A 14,715-nucleotide genomic window follows, 5' to 3' on the forward strand; every position below is an offset into this window, starting at 1 on the left:
TAACGCCCTCAGATTTCCCCGCCTTGCCCCGGAGTTCCCCATGACGGCCCCTGCCGAGCTCTCGCCTACCCTTCAACTGGCCTGCGACCTGATCCGTCGCCCCTCGGTCACCCCCGTCGACGCCGACTGCCAGGCGCAGATGATGAACCGCTTGGGCGCCGTAGGCTTCCAGCTCGAGCCGATGCGCATCGAGGACGTCGACAATTTCTGGGCCACCCACGGCAGCCAGGATGGCCCGGTGCTGTGCTTCGCCGGCCACACCGACGTGGTACCCACCGGCCCGGTGCAGCAATGGCAGCATGAGCCGTTCGAAGCGCTGATCGACGCCGACGGCATGCTCTGCGGTCGTGGCGCCGCCGACATGAAAGGCAGCCTGGCCTCCATGGTGATTGCCAGCGAACGCTTCGTGCAGGACTACCCGGACCACCGCGGCAAGGTCGCGTTCCTGATCACCAGCGACGAGGAAGGCCCGGCCCACCATGGCACCAAGGCCGTGGTCGAGCGCCTGAAAGCACGCAACGAGCGCCTGGACTGGTGCATCGTCGGCGAACCCTCCAGCACCACCCTGCTGGGTGACGTGGTCAAGAATGGCCGCCGTGGCTCGCTGGGCGCCAAGCTGACCGTGCGCGGCAAGCAGGGCCATGTGGCCTACCCGCACCTGGCGCGCAACCCGATCCACCTCGCCGCACCGGCCCTGGCGGAACTGGCGGCCGAGCACTGGGACGAAGGCAATGCGTTCTTCCCGCCGACCAGTTTCCAGATCTCCAACCTCAATTCCGGCACCGGCGCCACCAACGTGGTCCCCGGCGAGCTGACCGCGCTGTTCAACTTCCGTTTCTCTACCGAGTCCACCGTCGAAGGCCTGCAGGCGCGGGTGTCGGCGATCCTCGACAAGCATGAGCTGGACTGGTCGATCGACTGGGCGCTGTCGGGCCTGCCGTTCCTTACCGAACCGGGCGAATTGCTGGACGCCGTCTCGGCCAGCATCAAGGGCGTCACCGGCCGCGACACCCAGCCGTCGACCAGCGGCGGTACCTCCGATGGGCGCTTCATCGCCACCATGGGCACCCAGGTGGTCGAGCTCGGCCCGGTCAACGCCACCATCCACCAGGTGGATGAGCGGATCCTGGCCAGCGATCTCGACCTGCTGACCGAAATCTATTACCAGACCCTGGTCCGGTTGCTCGCCTGATGCTCGCCTGCCCTCTTTGCCAGGCGCCACTGAGCCGGCTCGACAACGGTGTGGTGTGCCCGGCCGGCCACCGCTTCGACCGGGCCCGCCAGGGTTACCTGAACCTGCTGCCGGTGCAGCACAAGAACAGCCGCGACCCGGGTGACAACCAGGCCATGGTCGAAGCCCGCCGCGATTTCCTCGACGCCGGCCACTACGCGCCGGTGGCGCGCCGCCTGGCCGAGCTGGCCGCCGAACGCCAGCCCGGGGCCTGGCTGGACATCGGCTGTGGCGAGGGTTACTACACCGCGCAGATCGCCCAGGCCCTGCCGGCCGCCGACGGCTACGCCCTGGACATCTCCCGTGAGGCGGTCAAGCGTGCTTGCCGCCGAGCGCCCGAGGTTACCTGGATGGTCGCCAGCATGGCCCGCGTGCCGCTGGCCGACGCCAGTTGCCAGTTCATCGCCAGCGTGTTCAGCCCGCTGGACTGGGCCGAGGCCAAGCGCCTGCTCAGCCCGGGCGGCGGCCTGATGCGGGTCGGCCCCACCAGCGGCCACCTGATGGAACTGCGCGAAGTGCTCTACGATGAAGTACGCCCTTACGCCGACGACAAACACTTGGCCCTGGTCCCCGAAGGCATGGCCCATGCCCACAGCGAAACCCTGGAGTTCCGCCTGAGCCTGGCCGCGCCCAAGGCCCGCGCCGACCTGCTGGCCATGACCCCGCACGGCTGGCGCGCCAGTGCCGAAAAGCGTGCCCGGGTGATCGACCAGCCCGAGCCGTTCGAGGTCACGGTTTCAATGCGTTATGACTATTTCGTGCGCCAAGACTGAGCACACCCGGAGCCCTTATGCGCCAACCTGATATCGAGATTTACCTGAAGGACGCCGACGTCGACCACAAGCAGATTGCCGAGTGGCTCGCCCAGGCAATCGGCCCCTGCAGCGAATGGAAGCAGAAAGGCCATACCTTCAAATGCCAGGCCGGTAACATTCCGGTCACCTGGTTACCCAAGGCTGTAGGGAAATGGAACAGCCTGTACCTGGAAAGCGACCAGACGCCGTGGGCCGATGACGTTGCCTGCGCCCGCGCCGCATTTGCCGCACTGGGCGTGGAAGTGCGCTGCGCGCCAGGTGGCTGGGTGGAGGAAGATGGGGAAGAAGATGCCGACCGCTGGGTCCGCATCAGCGCCGACGGTGAAGAGGAAATCACCTGGCGCACCGGAGGTTGATTCCTGTAGGAGCGGCCTTGTGTCGCGAAGGGCCGCAAAGCGGCCCCCTGACAATGGCGGCACGGCACCTGTTGCCGGGGCCGCTACGCAGCCCTTTCGCGACACAAGGCCGCTCCTACACAAGCCGCGTCAGCCGGCCATTACAGCAGAGGCTCAGAGGCCTACCACGTCCTCGGCTTGCAGGCCTTTCTGGCCCTGCACGCAGGCGTATTCCACCCGCTGACCTTCGACCAGGGTACGATGCCCCTCACCGCGGATCGCCCGATAGTGGACGAATACATCCGCACCACCTTCGCGCTGAATGAAGCCATAACCCTTGGCATCGTTGAACCACTTTACATTCCCAGTCTCACGAGACGACATCTGAACTACTCCGGATTTTTATTGTGAAGATCGCCTTGCAGACACAGAGTCCCTCCCTGTGTCGACGCCGCTTGCGCAAATATCTTGCAAGTGGCAGGCCGAGTATATGACACAGAACAAAAAAATTTGATGACCGTCGCGCCGTTCGGCGATTTTTGCTGAACTTGCGCGGATACGGCAGACTAATTGGCTGGATACCCACCTGAAAACCACCCCCAGGGCACACACCCCATGACCCGTTCCCCCCTGCGCCGCCTGATCTTCGGCGCCCTGCGTCGCCTGTTGTACCTGTGGGTGCGCTCCGAGACCATCAACCAGTCTTCCCTCACCCTCAAGCTCGACCGCAGCCGGCCGGTGTTCTATGCCTTGCCCTCGCCCGCGCTCACCGACCTGGTCGTGCTCGACCATGAATGCACCAAGGCGGGCCTGCCGCGCCCGGTGCTGCCGGTGGCGGTTGGCCCGCTGCAGGAACCTGCGGCATTCTTCTACCTCACCCCGGACCCGGACTGGCTCGGCCGCCATGACAAGCGCGGTGCCCCACCCACCCTGGAGCGTCTGGTCGCCGCCGTCAGCCAGCATGCCGAAGAGGATGCGCAGATCATTCCGGTCAGTGTGTTCTGGGGGCAGACCCCGGCAAGTGAATCCAGCCCGTGGAAGTTGCTGTTCGCCGACAGCTGGGCGGTTACCGGGCGCCTGCGCCGGCTGCTGACCGTACTGATCCTCGGGCGCAAGACCCGGGTGCAGTTCTCCGCGCCCATTCACCTGCGCGAACTGGTACAGCACAACAAGGGCCACGAACGCACCGTACGCATGGCCCAGCGCCTGATGCGCGTACACTTTCGCAACCTGAAGACCGCAGTCATCGGCCCGGACATCTCGCACCGGCGCAACCTGGTCAAAGGCCTGATCCACGCGCCCCAGGTGCGCCAGGCCATCGTCGATGAGGCGCAGCGGGAAAACCTGCCGCTGGCCAAGGCCGAAGCCCAGGCCCTGCGCTATGGCAACGAGATTGCCTCGGACTACACCTACACCGCGATCCGCTTCCTCGAAGTAGTGCTGAGCTGGTTCTGGAACAAGATCTACGACGGCATCAAGGTCAACCACATCGAGCAGGTGCAAGGCATCGCACCCGGCCACGAAGTGATCTATGTGCCGTGCCACCGCAGCCACATCGACTACCTGCTGCTGTCGTACCTGCTGTTCCGCAACGGCCTGACGCCGCCGCACGTGGCCGCGGGCATCAACCTCAACATGCCGCTGGTGGGTAACCTGCTACGCCGTGGCGGCGCCTTCTTCATGCGCCGCACGTTCAAGGGCAACCCGCTGTACACCGCGGTGTTCAACGAGTACCTGCACACCCTGTACACCAAGGGCTTTCCGGTCGAGTACTTCGTCGAAGGCGGGCGCTCGCGCACCGGGCGCATGCTGCAGCCGCGCACCGGGATGCTGGCCATTACCCTGCGCAGCTTCCTGCGTTCGTCGCGTACGCCGATCGTTTTCGTGCCGGTTTACATCGGCTACGAGCGCGTGCTCGAAGGCCGCACCTACCTGGGCGAGCTGCGCGGTGCCAGCAAGAAGAAAGAGTCGATCTTCGATATCTTCAAGGTGTTCGGCGCGCTCAGGCAGCGATTTGGCCAGGTGTACGTGAACTTTGGCGAGCCGATCCGCCTGGCCGGTTTCCTCGACCAGCAACAACCCGGCTGGCGCGAACAGGACCACGGCCCGCAGTACCGCCCGGCCTGGCTCAACGCCACCACCACCCGCCTGGGCGAAACCGTTGCCCGCCACCTCAACGAGGCGGCCGCTATCAACCCGGTCAACCTGGTGGCGCTGGCGCTGCTGTCCACCAGCCGCCTGGCCTTGGACGAGCGCGCCCTGACCCGCGTGCTCGACCTGTACCTGGCCTTGCTGCGCCAGGTACCCTACTCGCCGCACACCACCCTGCCCGACGGCGACGGCCAAGCGCTGATCGAGCATGTGCGCGGGATGAACCTGGTGGCCGAGCAGAAGGACGCCCTGGGCCGCATCCTGTACCTGGATGAAGGCAACGCGGTACTGATGACCTATTACCGCAACAACGTGCTGCACATCTTCGCCCTGCCGGCGCTGCTGGCCAGCTTCTTCCTCAGCAGCTCGCGCATGAGCCGCGAACTGCTGGGCCAGTATGTACACGCGCTGTATCCCTACCTGCAGGCCGAACTGTTCCTGCGCTGGACGCCGGAACAACTGGATGCGGTGATCGACCAGTGGCTGGCCGCACTGGTCGAGCAAGGGCTGCTGCGCCAGGACAACGCCATCTACATTCGCCCGGCGCCCAGCTCGCGGCAGTTCGTGTTGCTGACCCTGCTCGCCCGCACTATCACCCAGACCCTGCAGCGTTTCTACATGGCCACCTCGCTGTTGCTCAACAGCGGGCAGAACAGCCTCAGCGCCGAAGAACTGGAAGACCTGTGCGTGATGATGGCCCAGCGCCTGTCGATCCTGCACGGCCTGAACGCCCCGGAATTTTTCGACAAGACCCTGTTCCGCCACTTCATCCAGACCTTGGTCGAGCAAGGCGTGCTGCATGCTGACGCCCAAGGCAAGCTCGGTTATCGCAACAAGCTCGGCGAGCTGGCCGAAGGCGTGGCCAAGCGCGTGCTGTCTGCGGAACTGCGCCTGTCGATCCGCCAGGTGGCATTGCACCGCGATGAGCCTGCGGAGGTTATACAGCGGTAACTTTTCAGGCTGCTCTCAGCCCTTGGGAGGGATCAGGATCACGGTGCTACTTCAGCACATCCCTCTCAAGGAGCACCAAAATGACTCAAATGAAAACGCTGGACGTTGAAATCGTTTCCTCTGGCGATAACACGCTCGCACCGTCCGGCCTGGTTGAATTGAAGCTGATCGATATTTCGAAGGCAGATGCGCGCTCCATCAGCCTTGCCGAGTTGCGTCTGCGCTGTGGCGGCCTGATGCCGATCAATCTACCGCTGACGTTTGATACCAGCCTTATCGACCCACGCCGCAGCTATGCCCTCGCCGCGCGCATCGAGATAGACGGCCAACTGCGCTACATCACCACCAGCCGTCACTCGATAGAACCAGCCACGGTATCGGGTACACAACGGGTGACTGTCGACCAAATTGCCACCGAAAACGGTCGCCAGTTCAGCGACAACCTCGCTGAGTGACTGGCGCCTGTCCCCATGACCGAACCGAGGAAAACCAACATGCTACCCGCCAACTTCATCGAGATCCGCGGGACCGTGCTTGTCCCGTCGTGCATCCATACAGCTGAAGGCGCACCGCACCTTGGCGTACGCGTACAGTTGGGCACGGATGAGAACAAGATCATCCTGGCCGCCTGGGGGTGCCAGACGCTTGGCGTCGCAATGCCTTTCAACTTGCTGCTGGACCGCAATAGCCTGCCGGAAGGTGCCGAACCAACGCTAGTAGCCAGTTATGGTGTTGGCGTCAATGAAGAGCCAAACGGCTTGAGCCTGTCGATGCCACTTGCAATCAACCAGCCTGAGCCAAACCCTCCCATGGTCCTGAGGATACCCGCCCAGCCTGGCGAGCAAAGTCAGCAGCCCCTGTCGCCCGCGATCATCGAGATGAAGAACATCATCGAGATTCCCGAAGAGTTGCTAAGGCCACAGGCGCTGATGACGTTCGGCCTGTATCGGACCCAGGAAGACGGTTACAGCAACAGAAGCTCCAGCTACATTGCCGGTGCCGCCCTGTGGCCGACACAGGGACCTGTGACGCTTACCACGTACCTGGATGGCAACACAGTCAATGACGACGAACCCTTGCATCTGCGCGTGGCCTACTACGACCCACATACCATGACCCCGTACGCCGGGAGAACGCTGCGCGGCCTGACCCTTCAAAGCGTTACCGAACTGGAGGCAATCAGCCTGCGACCGCCGCGCCGCAGCTGAATATTGCGCTTCGCCTTGCTCTCCCCCTCTTTGTCGCATCTTCATCAAGGACCCACCAGAAGAAATCCGCTAAAGTCCCTGGGGTTGGCCACAAGCCAACGCCAAGGACTTCGGAGATACCATGAAAAAGCTCTTTATGCTGTGTTGCGCATCCTTGCTCGCAGCCTGCTCCAGCCACACCCCGTCCAACCAGGCCAGCCTGGATGGCGAAGTCTTCTACCTGCAACGCAGTGCCCTGCCACCGGCCGCCACCCTCAGCGTGGAGCTGCAGGACGTCTCGCTGATGGACGCCCCGGCGGTTACCCTGGCCCGCCAGGCTGGCCCGGTCAAAGGCAACGTACCGCTGCCATTCCACCTCATCTACGACCCGGCCCAGGTCAAGCCAGGCCACCGCTATGCGGTAAGCGCGCGCATCGAGCTGGACGGCAAGCTGCTGTTCATAAACACCGAGCACCACGGTGTCATGCTCGACGGCAGTGACCCTCAGCCCGTGCGGATCAAGGTCGATCCGGTCCGCTGACACCCGTATTCATCTGTTTACAAGGAAAGCTTCATGATCCGCACTTCCCTGCGCTTCACCACCCTGTGTGCCGGCCTGCTGCTGTCGGCCAGTGCCCTGGCCCTGTCGCTGGGCGACCTGACCCAGAAAGACGCCACTGGCGGCCTGAAGGATGCCTTGACCCAAGGCGCACAATTGGCCGTCAAGCAGCTGAGCACCCCGGGCGGCTTCAGCGACAACCCCGACGTGCGCATCGAACTGCCTGGCAACCTGGGCAAGGCCGCCAAGGCGATGAAGATGTTCGGCAAGGGTGAACAGGTCGAGGCCTTGGAAACCAGCATGAACAAGGCCGCCGAGGCTGCCGTGCCGCAGGCCCAGGCGATTCTGGTAGATGCCGTGAAGAACATGAGCGTGACCGATGCCAAGGGCATCCTCGCCGGCGGTGACGACTCGGCCACCCAGTACCTGAACAAGAGCAGCCGCGAGCAGATCCGCGCCAAATTCCTGCCGATCGTCAAGCAGGCTACCGACAAGGTTGGCCTGGCTCAGCAGTACAACAACTTTGCCGGGCAGGCAGTGGCGTTGGGTGTGGTCGATGCCAAGAGCGCCAGCATCGAGAACTACGTGACTGAAAAGGCACTGGATGGCCTGTTCGAGATGATTGCCAAGCAGGAGCAGAGCATTCGTCAGAACCCGGCCGAAGCGGCTACAAGCCTGGCCAAGAAGGTCTTCGGCGCCCTCTGAGGGCCCCCTGGGGGCTGCTTTGCAACCCATCGCGACACAAGGCCGCTCCCACATTGATCGGCGAATGCAGGACCTTTGTGGGAGCGGCCTTGTGTCGCGAAAGGAGGGCAAAGCCCTCCCCTGCGGCCTTCAGCCCTTCTTCACCCTGAACCAAGCCGCATACAACGCCGGCAGGAACAGCAGGGTAAGCACGGTGGCCACGATCAACCCGCCCATGATCGCCACCGCCATCGGCCCGTAGAACACACTGCGCGACAACGGGATCATCGCCAGCACCGCCGCCAGAGCAGTCAGTACGATCGGGCGGAAGCGCCTCACCGTGGCTTCGATGATTGCTTGCCAGCGATCCAGCCCCGCCGCGATGTCCTGCTCGATCTGGTCCACCAGGATCACCGAGTTGCGCATGATCATCCCCGCCAGGGCAATGGTGCCAAGCATGGCGACAAAGCCGAACGGCTGGCGGAATACCAGCAAGAACAAGGTCACGCCAATCAGCCCCAGCGGCGCAGTGAGGAACACCATCACCGTGCGCGAGAAGCTGCGCAGCTGGATCATCAGCAAGCTCAGCACCACCACCACGAACAGCGGCATGCCGGCATTCACCGACTTCTGCCCGCGCTCGGAGTCCTCGACCGTGCCGCCCACTTCCAGCAAATATCCATCCGGCAGCTTGGCACGAATGTCACGCAGGGTCGGTTCTATCTGTTTCACCAGCGTCGCCGGCTGCTCCTTGTCGTAGATATCGGCGCGCACGGTCACCGTCGGCAAGCGGTTACGGTGCCAGATGATGCCCTCCTCGAAGCCGTACTCCAGGGTCGCGACCTGCGACAACGCCACGCTCTGGCCATTGTCGGTCGGCAGTGCCAGGCTGCCGAGGTTGCCCAGCTCGCTGCGTTCCTGCCGAGTGCCGCGCAGCAGGATCTCGATCAACTCGTTGTCCTCGCGATACTGGCTGACCGTGGTGCCGGTCAGCGAGCTTTGCAGGAAGCTCGACAGGTGAGCGGTGCTCACGCCCAAGGCGCGGGCGCGGTCCTGGTCGATTTCGAGGAACACCGCCTTGCTCGGCTCTTCCCAGTCCAGGTGCACGTTCACCACATGCGGGTTCTGGCGCACCTTGTCGGCCACTTCACGGGCCAGCGCACGGGCCTTCTCGATGTGCTCGCCAGTCACCCGGAACTGCACTGGGTACCCCACGGGCGGGCCGTTTTCCAGGCGGGTGACCCGGGCACGCAGGTCGGGGAACTGCTGGTCCATGGTGCTGATCAGCCAGCTGCGCAGGCGCTCGCGGTCTTCCATCGACTTGGCCAGTACCACGAACTGGGCAAAGCTGGCCGCCGGCAGCTGCTGGTCCAGTGGCAGGTAGAAACGCGGCGAACCGGTGCCCACGTAGGCCACAAAATTGTCGATACCTTCCTGCTGCTTGAGCAACGCCTCCAGTTGCTTGACCCGCTCGGCGGTGTTGGCCAGCGAGGCACCCTCGGCCAGTTTCAGGTCGACCATCAACTCCGGGCGCCCTGAGGCCGGGAAGAACTGCTGGGGCACGAAACGGAACAGCAGGATACTGCCGACAAAGGCGGCAATGGTCAGCAGGATCACCGTCTTGCGCCGCCGCACGCACCACTCCACCACACGCCGTACACGATGGTAGAACGGTGTGGCGTAAGGGTCTGGCGCGTGGCCGTCCTTGCCATGACGGGAGGCATGCAGCTTGGCCAGGTCCGGCAGCAGGCGCTCGCCCAGGTAAGGCACGAATACCACGGCGGCCACCCAGGAGGTCAGCAAGGCAATGGTCACCACCTGGAAAATCGAACGGGTGTACTCGCCCGTACTGGAGGCCGCCGTGGCAATGGGCAGGAAGCCCGCCGCCGTGATCAGGGTGCCGGTAAGCATCGGGAACGCGGTGCTGCTCCAGGCGTAGCTGGCCGCCTTGAGGCGGTCGTAGCCCTGCTCCATCTTGATCGCCATCATCTCCACGGCAATGATCGCATCATCGACCAACAAGCCCAGGGCCAGCACCAGCGCGCCGAGGGAGATCTTGTGCAGGCCGATACCGAAGTAGTGCATGGCGGCGAAGGTCATGGCCAGCACCAACGGGATGGCCAGCGCCACCACCAGCCCCGTGCGCAGGCCCAACGAGAAGAAACTCACCAGCAGCACGATGACCAGCGCCTCGACCAGCACCTGGACAAACTCGCCCACGCCGGCCTTGACCGCCGCCGGCTGGTCCGAGACCTTGCGCAGTTCCATGCCGGCCGGCAGGCTGCGTGCCAGGCGCTCGAACTCGCTTTCCAATGCCTTGCCCAGCACCAGGATGTCGCCGCCGTCCTTCATCGAAACCGCCAGGCCAATGGCATCCTCGCCCATGAAGCGCATGCGCGGTGCGGGCGGGTCGTTGAAGCCGCGGTGCACCTCGGCCACATCGCCGATACGGAAGGTGCGTTCAGCTATGCGGATGGGGAACTGGCGGATCTGCTCGACGCTGTCGAAGCGCCCGCTCACCCGCAGTTGCAGGCGCTCGCTGGGCGTTTCGAAGAAACCGGCGGTGCTGACCGCATTCTGCTCCTGCAGGGCCTGCTGCACGGCCTCCAGCGGCACGCCAAGGGTGGCCAGCTTGACGTTGGATAGCTCGATCCAGATTTTCTCGTCCTGCAGCCCGATCAGCTCGACCTTGCCCACGTCCTTGACCCGCTGCAACTGGATCTGGATACGGTCGGCATAGTCCTTGAGCACCGCGTAGTCGAAGCCCTCACCGGTCAGTGCATAGATATTGCCGAAGGTGGTGCCGAACTCGTCATTGAAGAACGGGCCCTGGATCTCCGGCGGCAAGGTGTGGCGGATGTCCGCGACCTTCTTGCGGATCTGGTACCACAGCTCGGGGATGTCCTTGGAATGCAGCGAGTCGCGGGCCATGAAGGTGACCTGCGATTCGCCCGGGCGGGAGAACGAGACGATCCGCTCGTACTCGCCGGTTTCCATCAGCTTTTTTTCGATGCGCTCGGTGACCTGACGCGACACTTCCTCAGCGGTGGCACCGGGCCACAGGGTACGAATGACCATGGCCTTGAAGGTGAACGGCGGGTCCTCACTCTGGCCGAGCTTGGTGTAGGACATGGCGCCAATGGCCGCCAGCAGGATCATCAGGAACAGGACGATCTGGCGGTTGCGCAGCGCCCAGGCAGAAAGGTTGAAACCCATCGGGACTTACTCCTTGGCCGTCAGGTTCACTACGCGGTTGGTACGGTCCACGGGGCGTATCTCCTGGCCCTCGCGCAATACATGGCCACCCGCGGCGACAACCCAGTCGCCGGGGGCGAGGCCTTCGAGCACGGGTACGCTGTCGGCGCCGTAGGGCCCCAGGCGCACCACTGCCCGCTCCAGGCGGCTGTCCTTGTTGACCCGCCAGACGTAGGCCTGGCCGTTTTCCGCTGTGACTGCCGACAGGGGCACCGCCAACGGGATCAGCCCTTCGTGGGCGATGAACACCCGGGCGCTCTGGCCCAGCTCCGCCGGGGTGTCGGCCGAGGTAAAGGCGATGCGGGCAGCGAAAGTGCGCGAACGTGGGTCGGCAGCCGGTGACAGCTCGCGGATACGCCCCTGGAAGCGCTCCTGCGGGTGCGACCATAGCTCCACGCTCACCGGCTGGCCCACGGCAAAGCGGGCGAACTGCTGCTCCGGCAGGCCGATGGCGACTTCCCGCTCGCCATCTGCGGCCAGGGTGAACACGGTCTGCCCTGCGCCGACCACCTGGCCCACTTCCACCTGGCGCTTGGCGATCACCCCGGCCTGCGGGGCGCGCAGCACAGCATATTCAGCCTGGTTGCCAGCCACGTCGAACTCGGCCTTGGCCTGTTTCAGCCGGGCCAGGCCGGCACGGTAGAGATTTTCGGCGTTATCGAACTGGGAATGGCTGACCATTTGCCGGTCCAGCAGCTTCTGGTAGCGATCGCGCTCGGCGCGCACCAGCGACAGGTTGGCCTCGGCGGCTGCCAGCTGGGCACGGTTGGCCTCCAGTTGCAGGCGCACATCCTGCGGGTCCAGTTCGGCCAGCGGCTGGTCGGCCTTTACCCGCTGCCCCTCCTCGACCAGGCGCTTGCTGACCTTGCCGCCTATGCGGAAAGCCAGTTCCGGCTCGAAGCGTGCACGCACTTCGCCGGGGTAACTGTCGGCAGCGGCTTCGGCCGGCTGCGGCTGCACCACCAGCGCCGGGCGTGGCGCAGCCGGTGGGGCGGCTTCCTGGCCGCACGCCGCCAGCAACAGCGTGGCAGCGGCAGACAGAGCAATGAACAAGGCATGGCGCAACATGATGAATCCTTTCGCGGAGGGCACATTCAATATTTGTACTGGAGAGTATATTAAGTCAGGCAATGGATGCCGGGAAGAGGTTGCAGCCGAATACGGCAGGCGTGCGTTGAACGGCATGTGACCGTGCGCCTTCGGGCTCCCGGCGCCAGGGCCATATAGTCCGATACTCCCAGTCCGCCTAGGAGTATCAGCCGATGCGCAGCTCATGGCGCTTCGCCATAGTGGAGGTCTATTACAGAGGCCTGTGGTCAGGCCTCGACAACCGGCAGTGCTTGGGAGAGAGCCATGACTATCCGCAAGAAGAATGCCTCGCCAACAGACAAACACGGCAGCTCCACCGGGGATGACCTACCCCCGATCTCCTCACCAACCGTTACCACCGACCAGAGCGACTACAGCCCTGGCAGCACCGCCATCGTCACGGCCAGCGGCTTCGCGGCTGGCAGCACGGTCGCATTCGAGGTGGACCATGTCACTGACGCCGGTGCGGACAAGCTGTGGGGCACCCCCGACGATGTCCTCGCTACCAGCTCCGGTGAGGGTCACACCCCTTGGTACGTGACCGACGGCGGCGCTGGCGATCTCGACGGCGAAGTCAACGGCAGCATCACCACCTCGTGGTACATCAACCCCGACGACTCGGCCGGCGCCACCTTCCTGCTCAGCGCGACAGCTGCGGGCGCCGACCAGGTCTTCGGCAGCGCCGATGATGTGAGGGCCACGGCCTCGTTCACAGACAGCGCGCCGATCATCACCGCGACCGGTGTGAGCGTGACGCTGGACGAAACGGCCTCATTGCAGAACGGCACAGCTACACCAACCCCGACTTCGGATGCCGACGACAACGACATCCTGGTGGCGTCCCTGCCCTCCGCATTCTCGACCCGCTTGACCACACTGGGGGCCGGTACCCCTGCTGGTGCCGCCTTGAGCGGCTATACCGGCGCCGTCGGCAACACCGGGAGCAATGCGTTCAGCATCACCCCGGTACCGGGAGGCAGCATCACCGACATCAGCTTCACCGACAGCCTTGGCGCGCCCCTCAATGGCTTGGACAGCGGGCTGGATACCCTCGATGGCGTCGACATCCTGCTCTACACCGATACCAACAACAACATCGTGCTGGGCCGGGCTGGCGGGCCAACAGGCGCGATCATCTTCGCGGGCTATATCGAAGAAACCGGATCGCCCGTCAGCGGCGGCAAGATCTGGACGGTGGAATACCAACCGCTGAAGCATCCGGACACGAGCAACCCCGACGACGCACTCAATCTGCTGAACAAGGTGTTCATCGGCACCAGTCAGGACCTGGTATTCAGCCTGGCCAACGCCCCCTCCGGCCAGAACCTGTTCCTGATGTTCACCACCGCGAACCCGACCGTCGTCAATGACGGTGGCATCCTGCGCATCACCGACCCGACGATCATCGCCACCGGGAAGGACCCGGCCGACCAGTCGAGCGGTGCCAACATCACCACGGGCGATACGATCAATACCAGCCAGGCGGGCGGCCCGACCACCTTTGGCACCAACAACCAGATGATCGTGGAACAGGAAGGTATCCGTTTTACCTTCGTCACCGGCGCCCGGCAGGATGTGACCATTCCCAACCTTGACCAGAACGAAGCGGATATCGAAGCTAACGTCGACTTCACCGCCGTCTTCAATGCGAAGTCGGCCACGTTCGATGTGGTGCAGTTGCAAAGCGGCAAGAGCGCCGTGGTCAGGATCAGCGCCTTCAGCACCGCAGCTGAACCTGGCGTGAATTTCGTCAATGGCTACGCCAACGATGCGTCGGTGGAAATCACCAACGTTCGCGTCATCAATATCGCCACCGGGCAAGTGGTCGAGAACTCGGATGGATCGGTGAATGACCCGAGCATCGTCATCAGCTTTGCTTCCGGCGTCGCCACCCTCACCGGCATCAAAGCCGGCCAGAAGATCGAGTACACCACCACACAGGATCACAACCGCGTACTCGTCGAGAACGGGGCCGCCGTCGACGCCAAAGGCAATGAACATGCCGACTTCGATATCGGCGGTTTCATGCTACGCCAGGTCTCTACCGCAACCGCCGAAATTGGCTCCAAAATGAGCTTCGAAGACGATGGGCCCAGTATCAGCGCCACGGGTACGGAACCGGTCCTGACCGTCGATGAAACGGACCTGACGACCAACGCCACGCAAAGCTTCGCCGCCAACTTCACCTCGGCCTTCGGTGCCGACGGCGCCGGTACGCTCACCTACGCCCTGGGCGTGGTGGCCGGCGCATCCGGCCTGATCGACACGGCCACCGGCGAGGCCGTCAACCTCTCGCTCAACGGCACCGTGGTTGAAGGCCGCACGGCCACCGGCAACCTACTGGTGTTCACCGTCAGCGTCGCCAGCAACGGTTCCGTCACCCTCGACCAGCTTCGCGCCATCGTCCATTCCGACACCAGCAACCCCGATGACTCGAAGACCCTGACCTCCGACAACT

General features: G+C 64.0%; 12 protein-coding genes. 9 read left to right on the plus strand and 3 right to left on the minus strand.

Annotation, left to right across the window (positions count from 1 at the left end):
• The first annotated feature begins 40 nt into the window (after positions 1-40).
• The 3 genes from dapE to RR51_RS23235 are packed head-to-tail and all read left to right on the plus strand — an operon-like array spanning position 41 to position 2,402.
• Positions 41-1,192 carry a succinyl-diaminopimelate desuccinylase gene (dapE, locus tag RR51_RS23225; RefSeq protein WP_013971240.1) on the plus strand — a complete coding sequence of 384 codons (1,152 nt, stop codon included), beginning with the start codon at positions 41-43 and terminating at the stop codon, positions 1,190-1,192.
• A complete protein-coding gene (locus RR51_RS23230; RefSeq protein WP_025337963.1) occupies positions 1,192-2,004 on the plus strand; it encodes a putative RNA methyltransferase in 813 nt (270 codons plus the stop codon). The genes dapE and RR51_RS23230 overlap by 1 nt, the downstream gene beginning before the upstream one ends.
• Positions 2,005-2,021: 17 nt before the next feature.
• Positions 2,022-2,402: a hypothetical protein gene (locus tag RR51_RS23235; protein ID WP_039614802.1), complete on the plus strand. Its 381-nt coding sequence runs from the start codon at positions 2,022-2,024 to the stop codon at positions 2,400-2,402.
• Positions 2,403-2,555: 153 nt separating this feature from the next.
• Here RR51_RS23235 and RR51_RS23240 read toward each other — a convergent pair whose 3' ends face one another.
• Entirely contained in the window at positions 2,556-2,765 is a 210-nt protein-coding gene (locus RR51_RS23240) for a cold-shock protein (RefSeq protein ID WP_003252255.1), read from the minus strand.
• 231 nt (positions 2,766-2,996) lie between these two features.
• On the opposite strand from RR51_RS23240, the gene plsB reads away from it, so the two are divergent.
• From plsB to RR51_RS23265, 5 genes are all read left to right on the plus strand, one after another.
• Positions 2,997-5,483, plus strand: a complete 2,487-nt coding sequence (gene plsB, locus RR51_RS23245; RefSeq protein WP_039614803.1) for a glycerol-3-phosphate 1-O-acyltransferase PlsB — start codon at positions 2,997-2,999, stop codon at positions 5,481-5,483.
• Positions 5,484-5,563: 80 nt separating this feature from the next.
• Positions 5,564-5,938, plus strand: coding sequence for a YbaY family lipoprotein (locus RR51_RS23250; protein ID WP_039614804.1), 375 nt, complete (start codon positions 5,564-5,566; stop codon positions 5,936-5,938).
• Between the two features lie 39 nt (positions 5,939-5,977).
• Positions 5,978-6,691: a hypothetical protein gene (locus RR51_RS23255; protein ID WP_236693297.1), complete on the plus strand. Its 714-nt coding sequence runs from the start codon at positions 5,978-5,980 to the stop codon at positions 6,689-6,691.
• A gap of 121 nt (positions 6,692-6,812) precedes the next feature.
• Positions 6,813-7,211 (plus strand): YbaY family lipoprotein, encoded by a 399-nt coding sequence (locus RR51_RS23260; protein WP_015269180.1) that lies wholly within the window; start codon positions 6,813-6,815, stop codon positions 7,209-7,211.
• Between the two features lie 33 nt (positions 7,212-7,244).
• Entirely contained in the window at positions 7,245-7,934 is a 690-nt protein-coding gene (locus RR51_RS23265) for a DUF4197 domain-containing protein (RefSeq protein WP_015269179.1), read from the plus strand.
• 129 nt (positions 7,935-8,063) lie between these two features.
• Here the strand turns inward: RR51_RS23265 and RR51_RS23270 are convergent, their stop codons facing one another.
• On the minus strand, positions 8,064-11,129 hold the full coding sequence (locus RR51_RS23270) for an efflux RND transporter permease subunit (protein ID WP_039614806.1): 3,066 nt from the start codon (positions 11,127-11,129) through the stop codon (positions 8,064-8,066).
• Positions 11,130-11,135: 6 nt separating this feature from the next.
• Positions 11,136-12,236, minus strand: a complete 1,101-nt coding sequence (locus RR51_RS23275) for an efflux RND transporter periplasmic adaptor subunit (protein ID WP_039614807.1) — start codon at positions 12,234-12,236, stop codon at positions 11,136-11,138.
• Between the two features lie 285 nt (positions 12,237-12,521).
• On the opposite strand from RR51_RS23275, the gene RR51_RS23280 reads away from it, so the two are divergent.
• A partial coding sequence (locus RR51_RS23280) for a DUF5801 repeats-in-toxin domain-containing protein (protein WP_039614808.1) occupies positions 12,522-14,715 on the plus strand: 2,194 nt, incomplete at its 3' end.

The sequence above is a fragment of the Pseudomonas sp. C5pp genome (assembly GCF_000814065.1).
Taxonomy (GTDB): domain Bacteria; phylum Pseudomonadota; class Gammaproteobacteria; order Pseudomonadales; family Pseudomonadaceae; genus Aquipseudomonas; species Aquipseudomonas asiatica.

Excerpts from the sequence above, each read along its gene's own strand:
- dapE (WP_013971240.1), top strand. The coding sequence starts at position 41 with ATGACGGCCCCTGCCGAGCTCTCGCCTACCCTTCAACTGGCCTGCGAC.
- RR51_RS23230 (WP_025337963.1), top strand. The coding sequence starts at position 1,192 with ATGCTCGCCTGCCCTCTTTGCCAGGCGCCACTGAGCCGGCTCGACAAC.
- RR51_RS23235 (WP_039614802.1), top strand. The coding sequence starts at position 2,022 with ATGCGCCAACCTGATATCGAGATTTACCTGAAGGACGCCGACGTCGAC.
- RR51_RS23240 (WP_003252255.1), bottom strand. The coding sequence starts at position 2,765 with ATGTCGTCTCGTGAGACTGGGAATGTAAAGTGGTTCAACGATGCCAAG.
- plsB (WP_039614803.1), top strand. The coding sequence starts at position 2,997 with ATGACCCGTTCCCCCCTGCGCCGCCTGATCTTCGGCGCCCTGCGTCGC.
- RR51_RS23250 (WP_039614804.1), top strand. The coding sequence starts at position 5,564 with ATGACTCAAATGAAAACGCTGGACGTTGAAATCGTTTCCTCTGGCGAT.
- RR51_RS23255 (WP_236693297.1), top strand. The coding sequence starts at position 5,978 with ATGCTACCCGCCAACTTCATCGAGATCCGCGGGACCGTGCTTGTCCCG.
- RR51_RS23260 (WP_015269180.1), top strand. The coding sequence starts at position 6,813 with ATGAAAAAGCTCTTTATGCTGTGTTGCGCATCCTTGCTCGCAGCCTGC.
- RR51_RS23265 (WP_015269179.1), top strand. The coding sequence starts at position 7,245 with ATGATCCGCACTTCCCTGCGCTTCACCACCCTGTGTGCCGGCCTGCTG.
- RR51_RS23270 (WP_039614806.1), bottom strand. The coding sequence starts at position 11,129 with ATGGGTTTCAACCTTTCTGCCTGGGCGCTGCGCAACCGCCAGATCGTC.
- RR51_RS23275 (WP_039614807.1), bottom strand. The coding sequence starts at position 12,236 with ATGTTGCGCCATGCCTTGTTCATTGCTCTGTCTGCCGCTGCCACGCTG.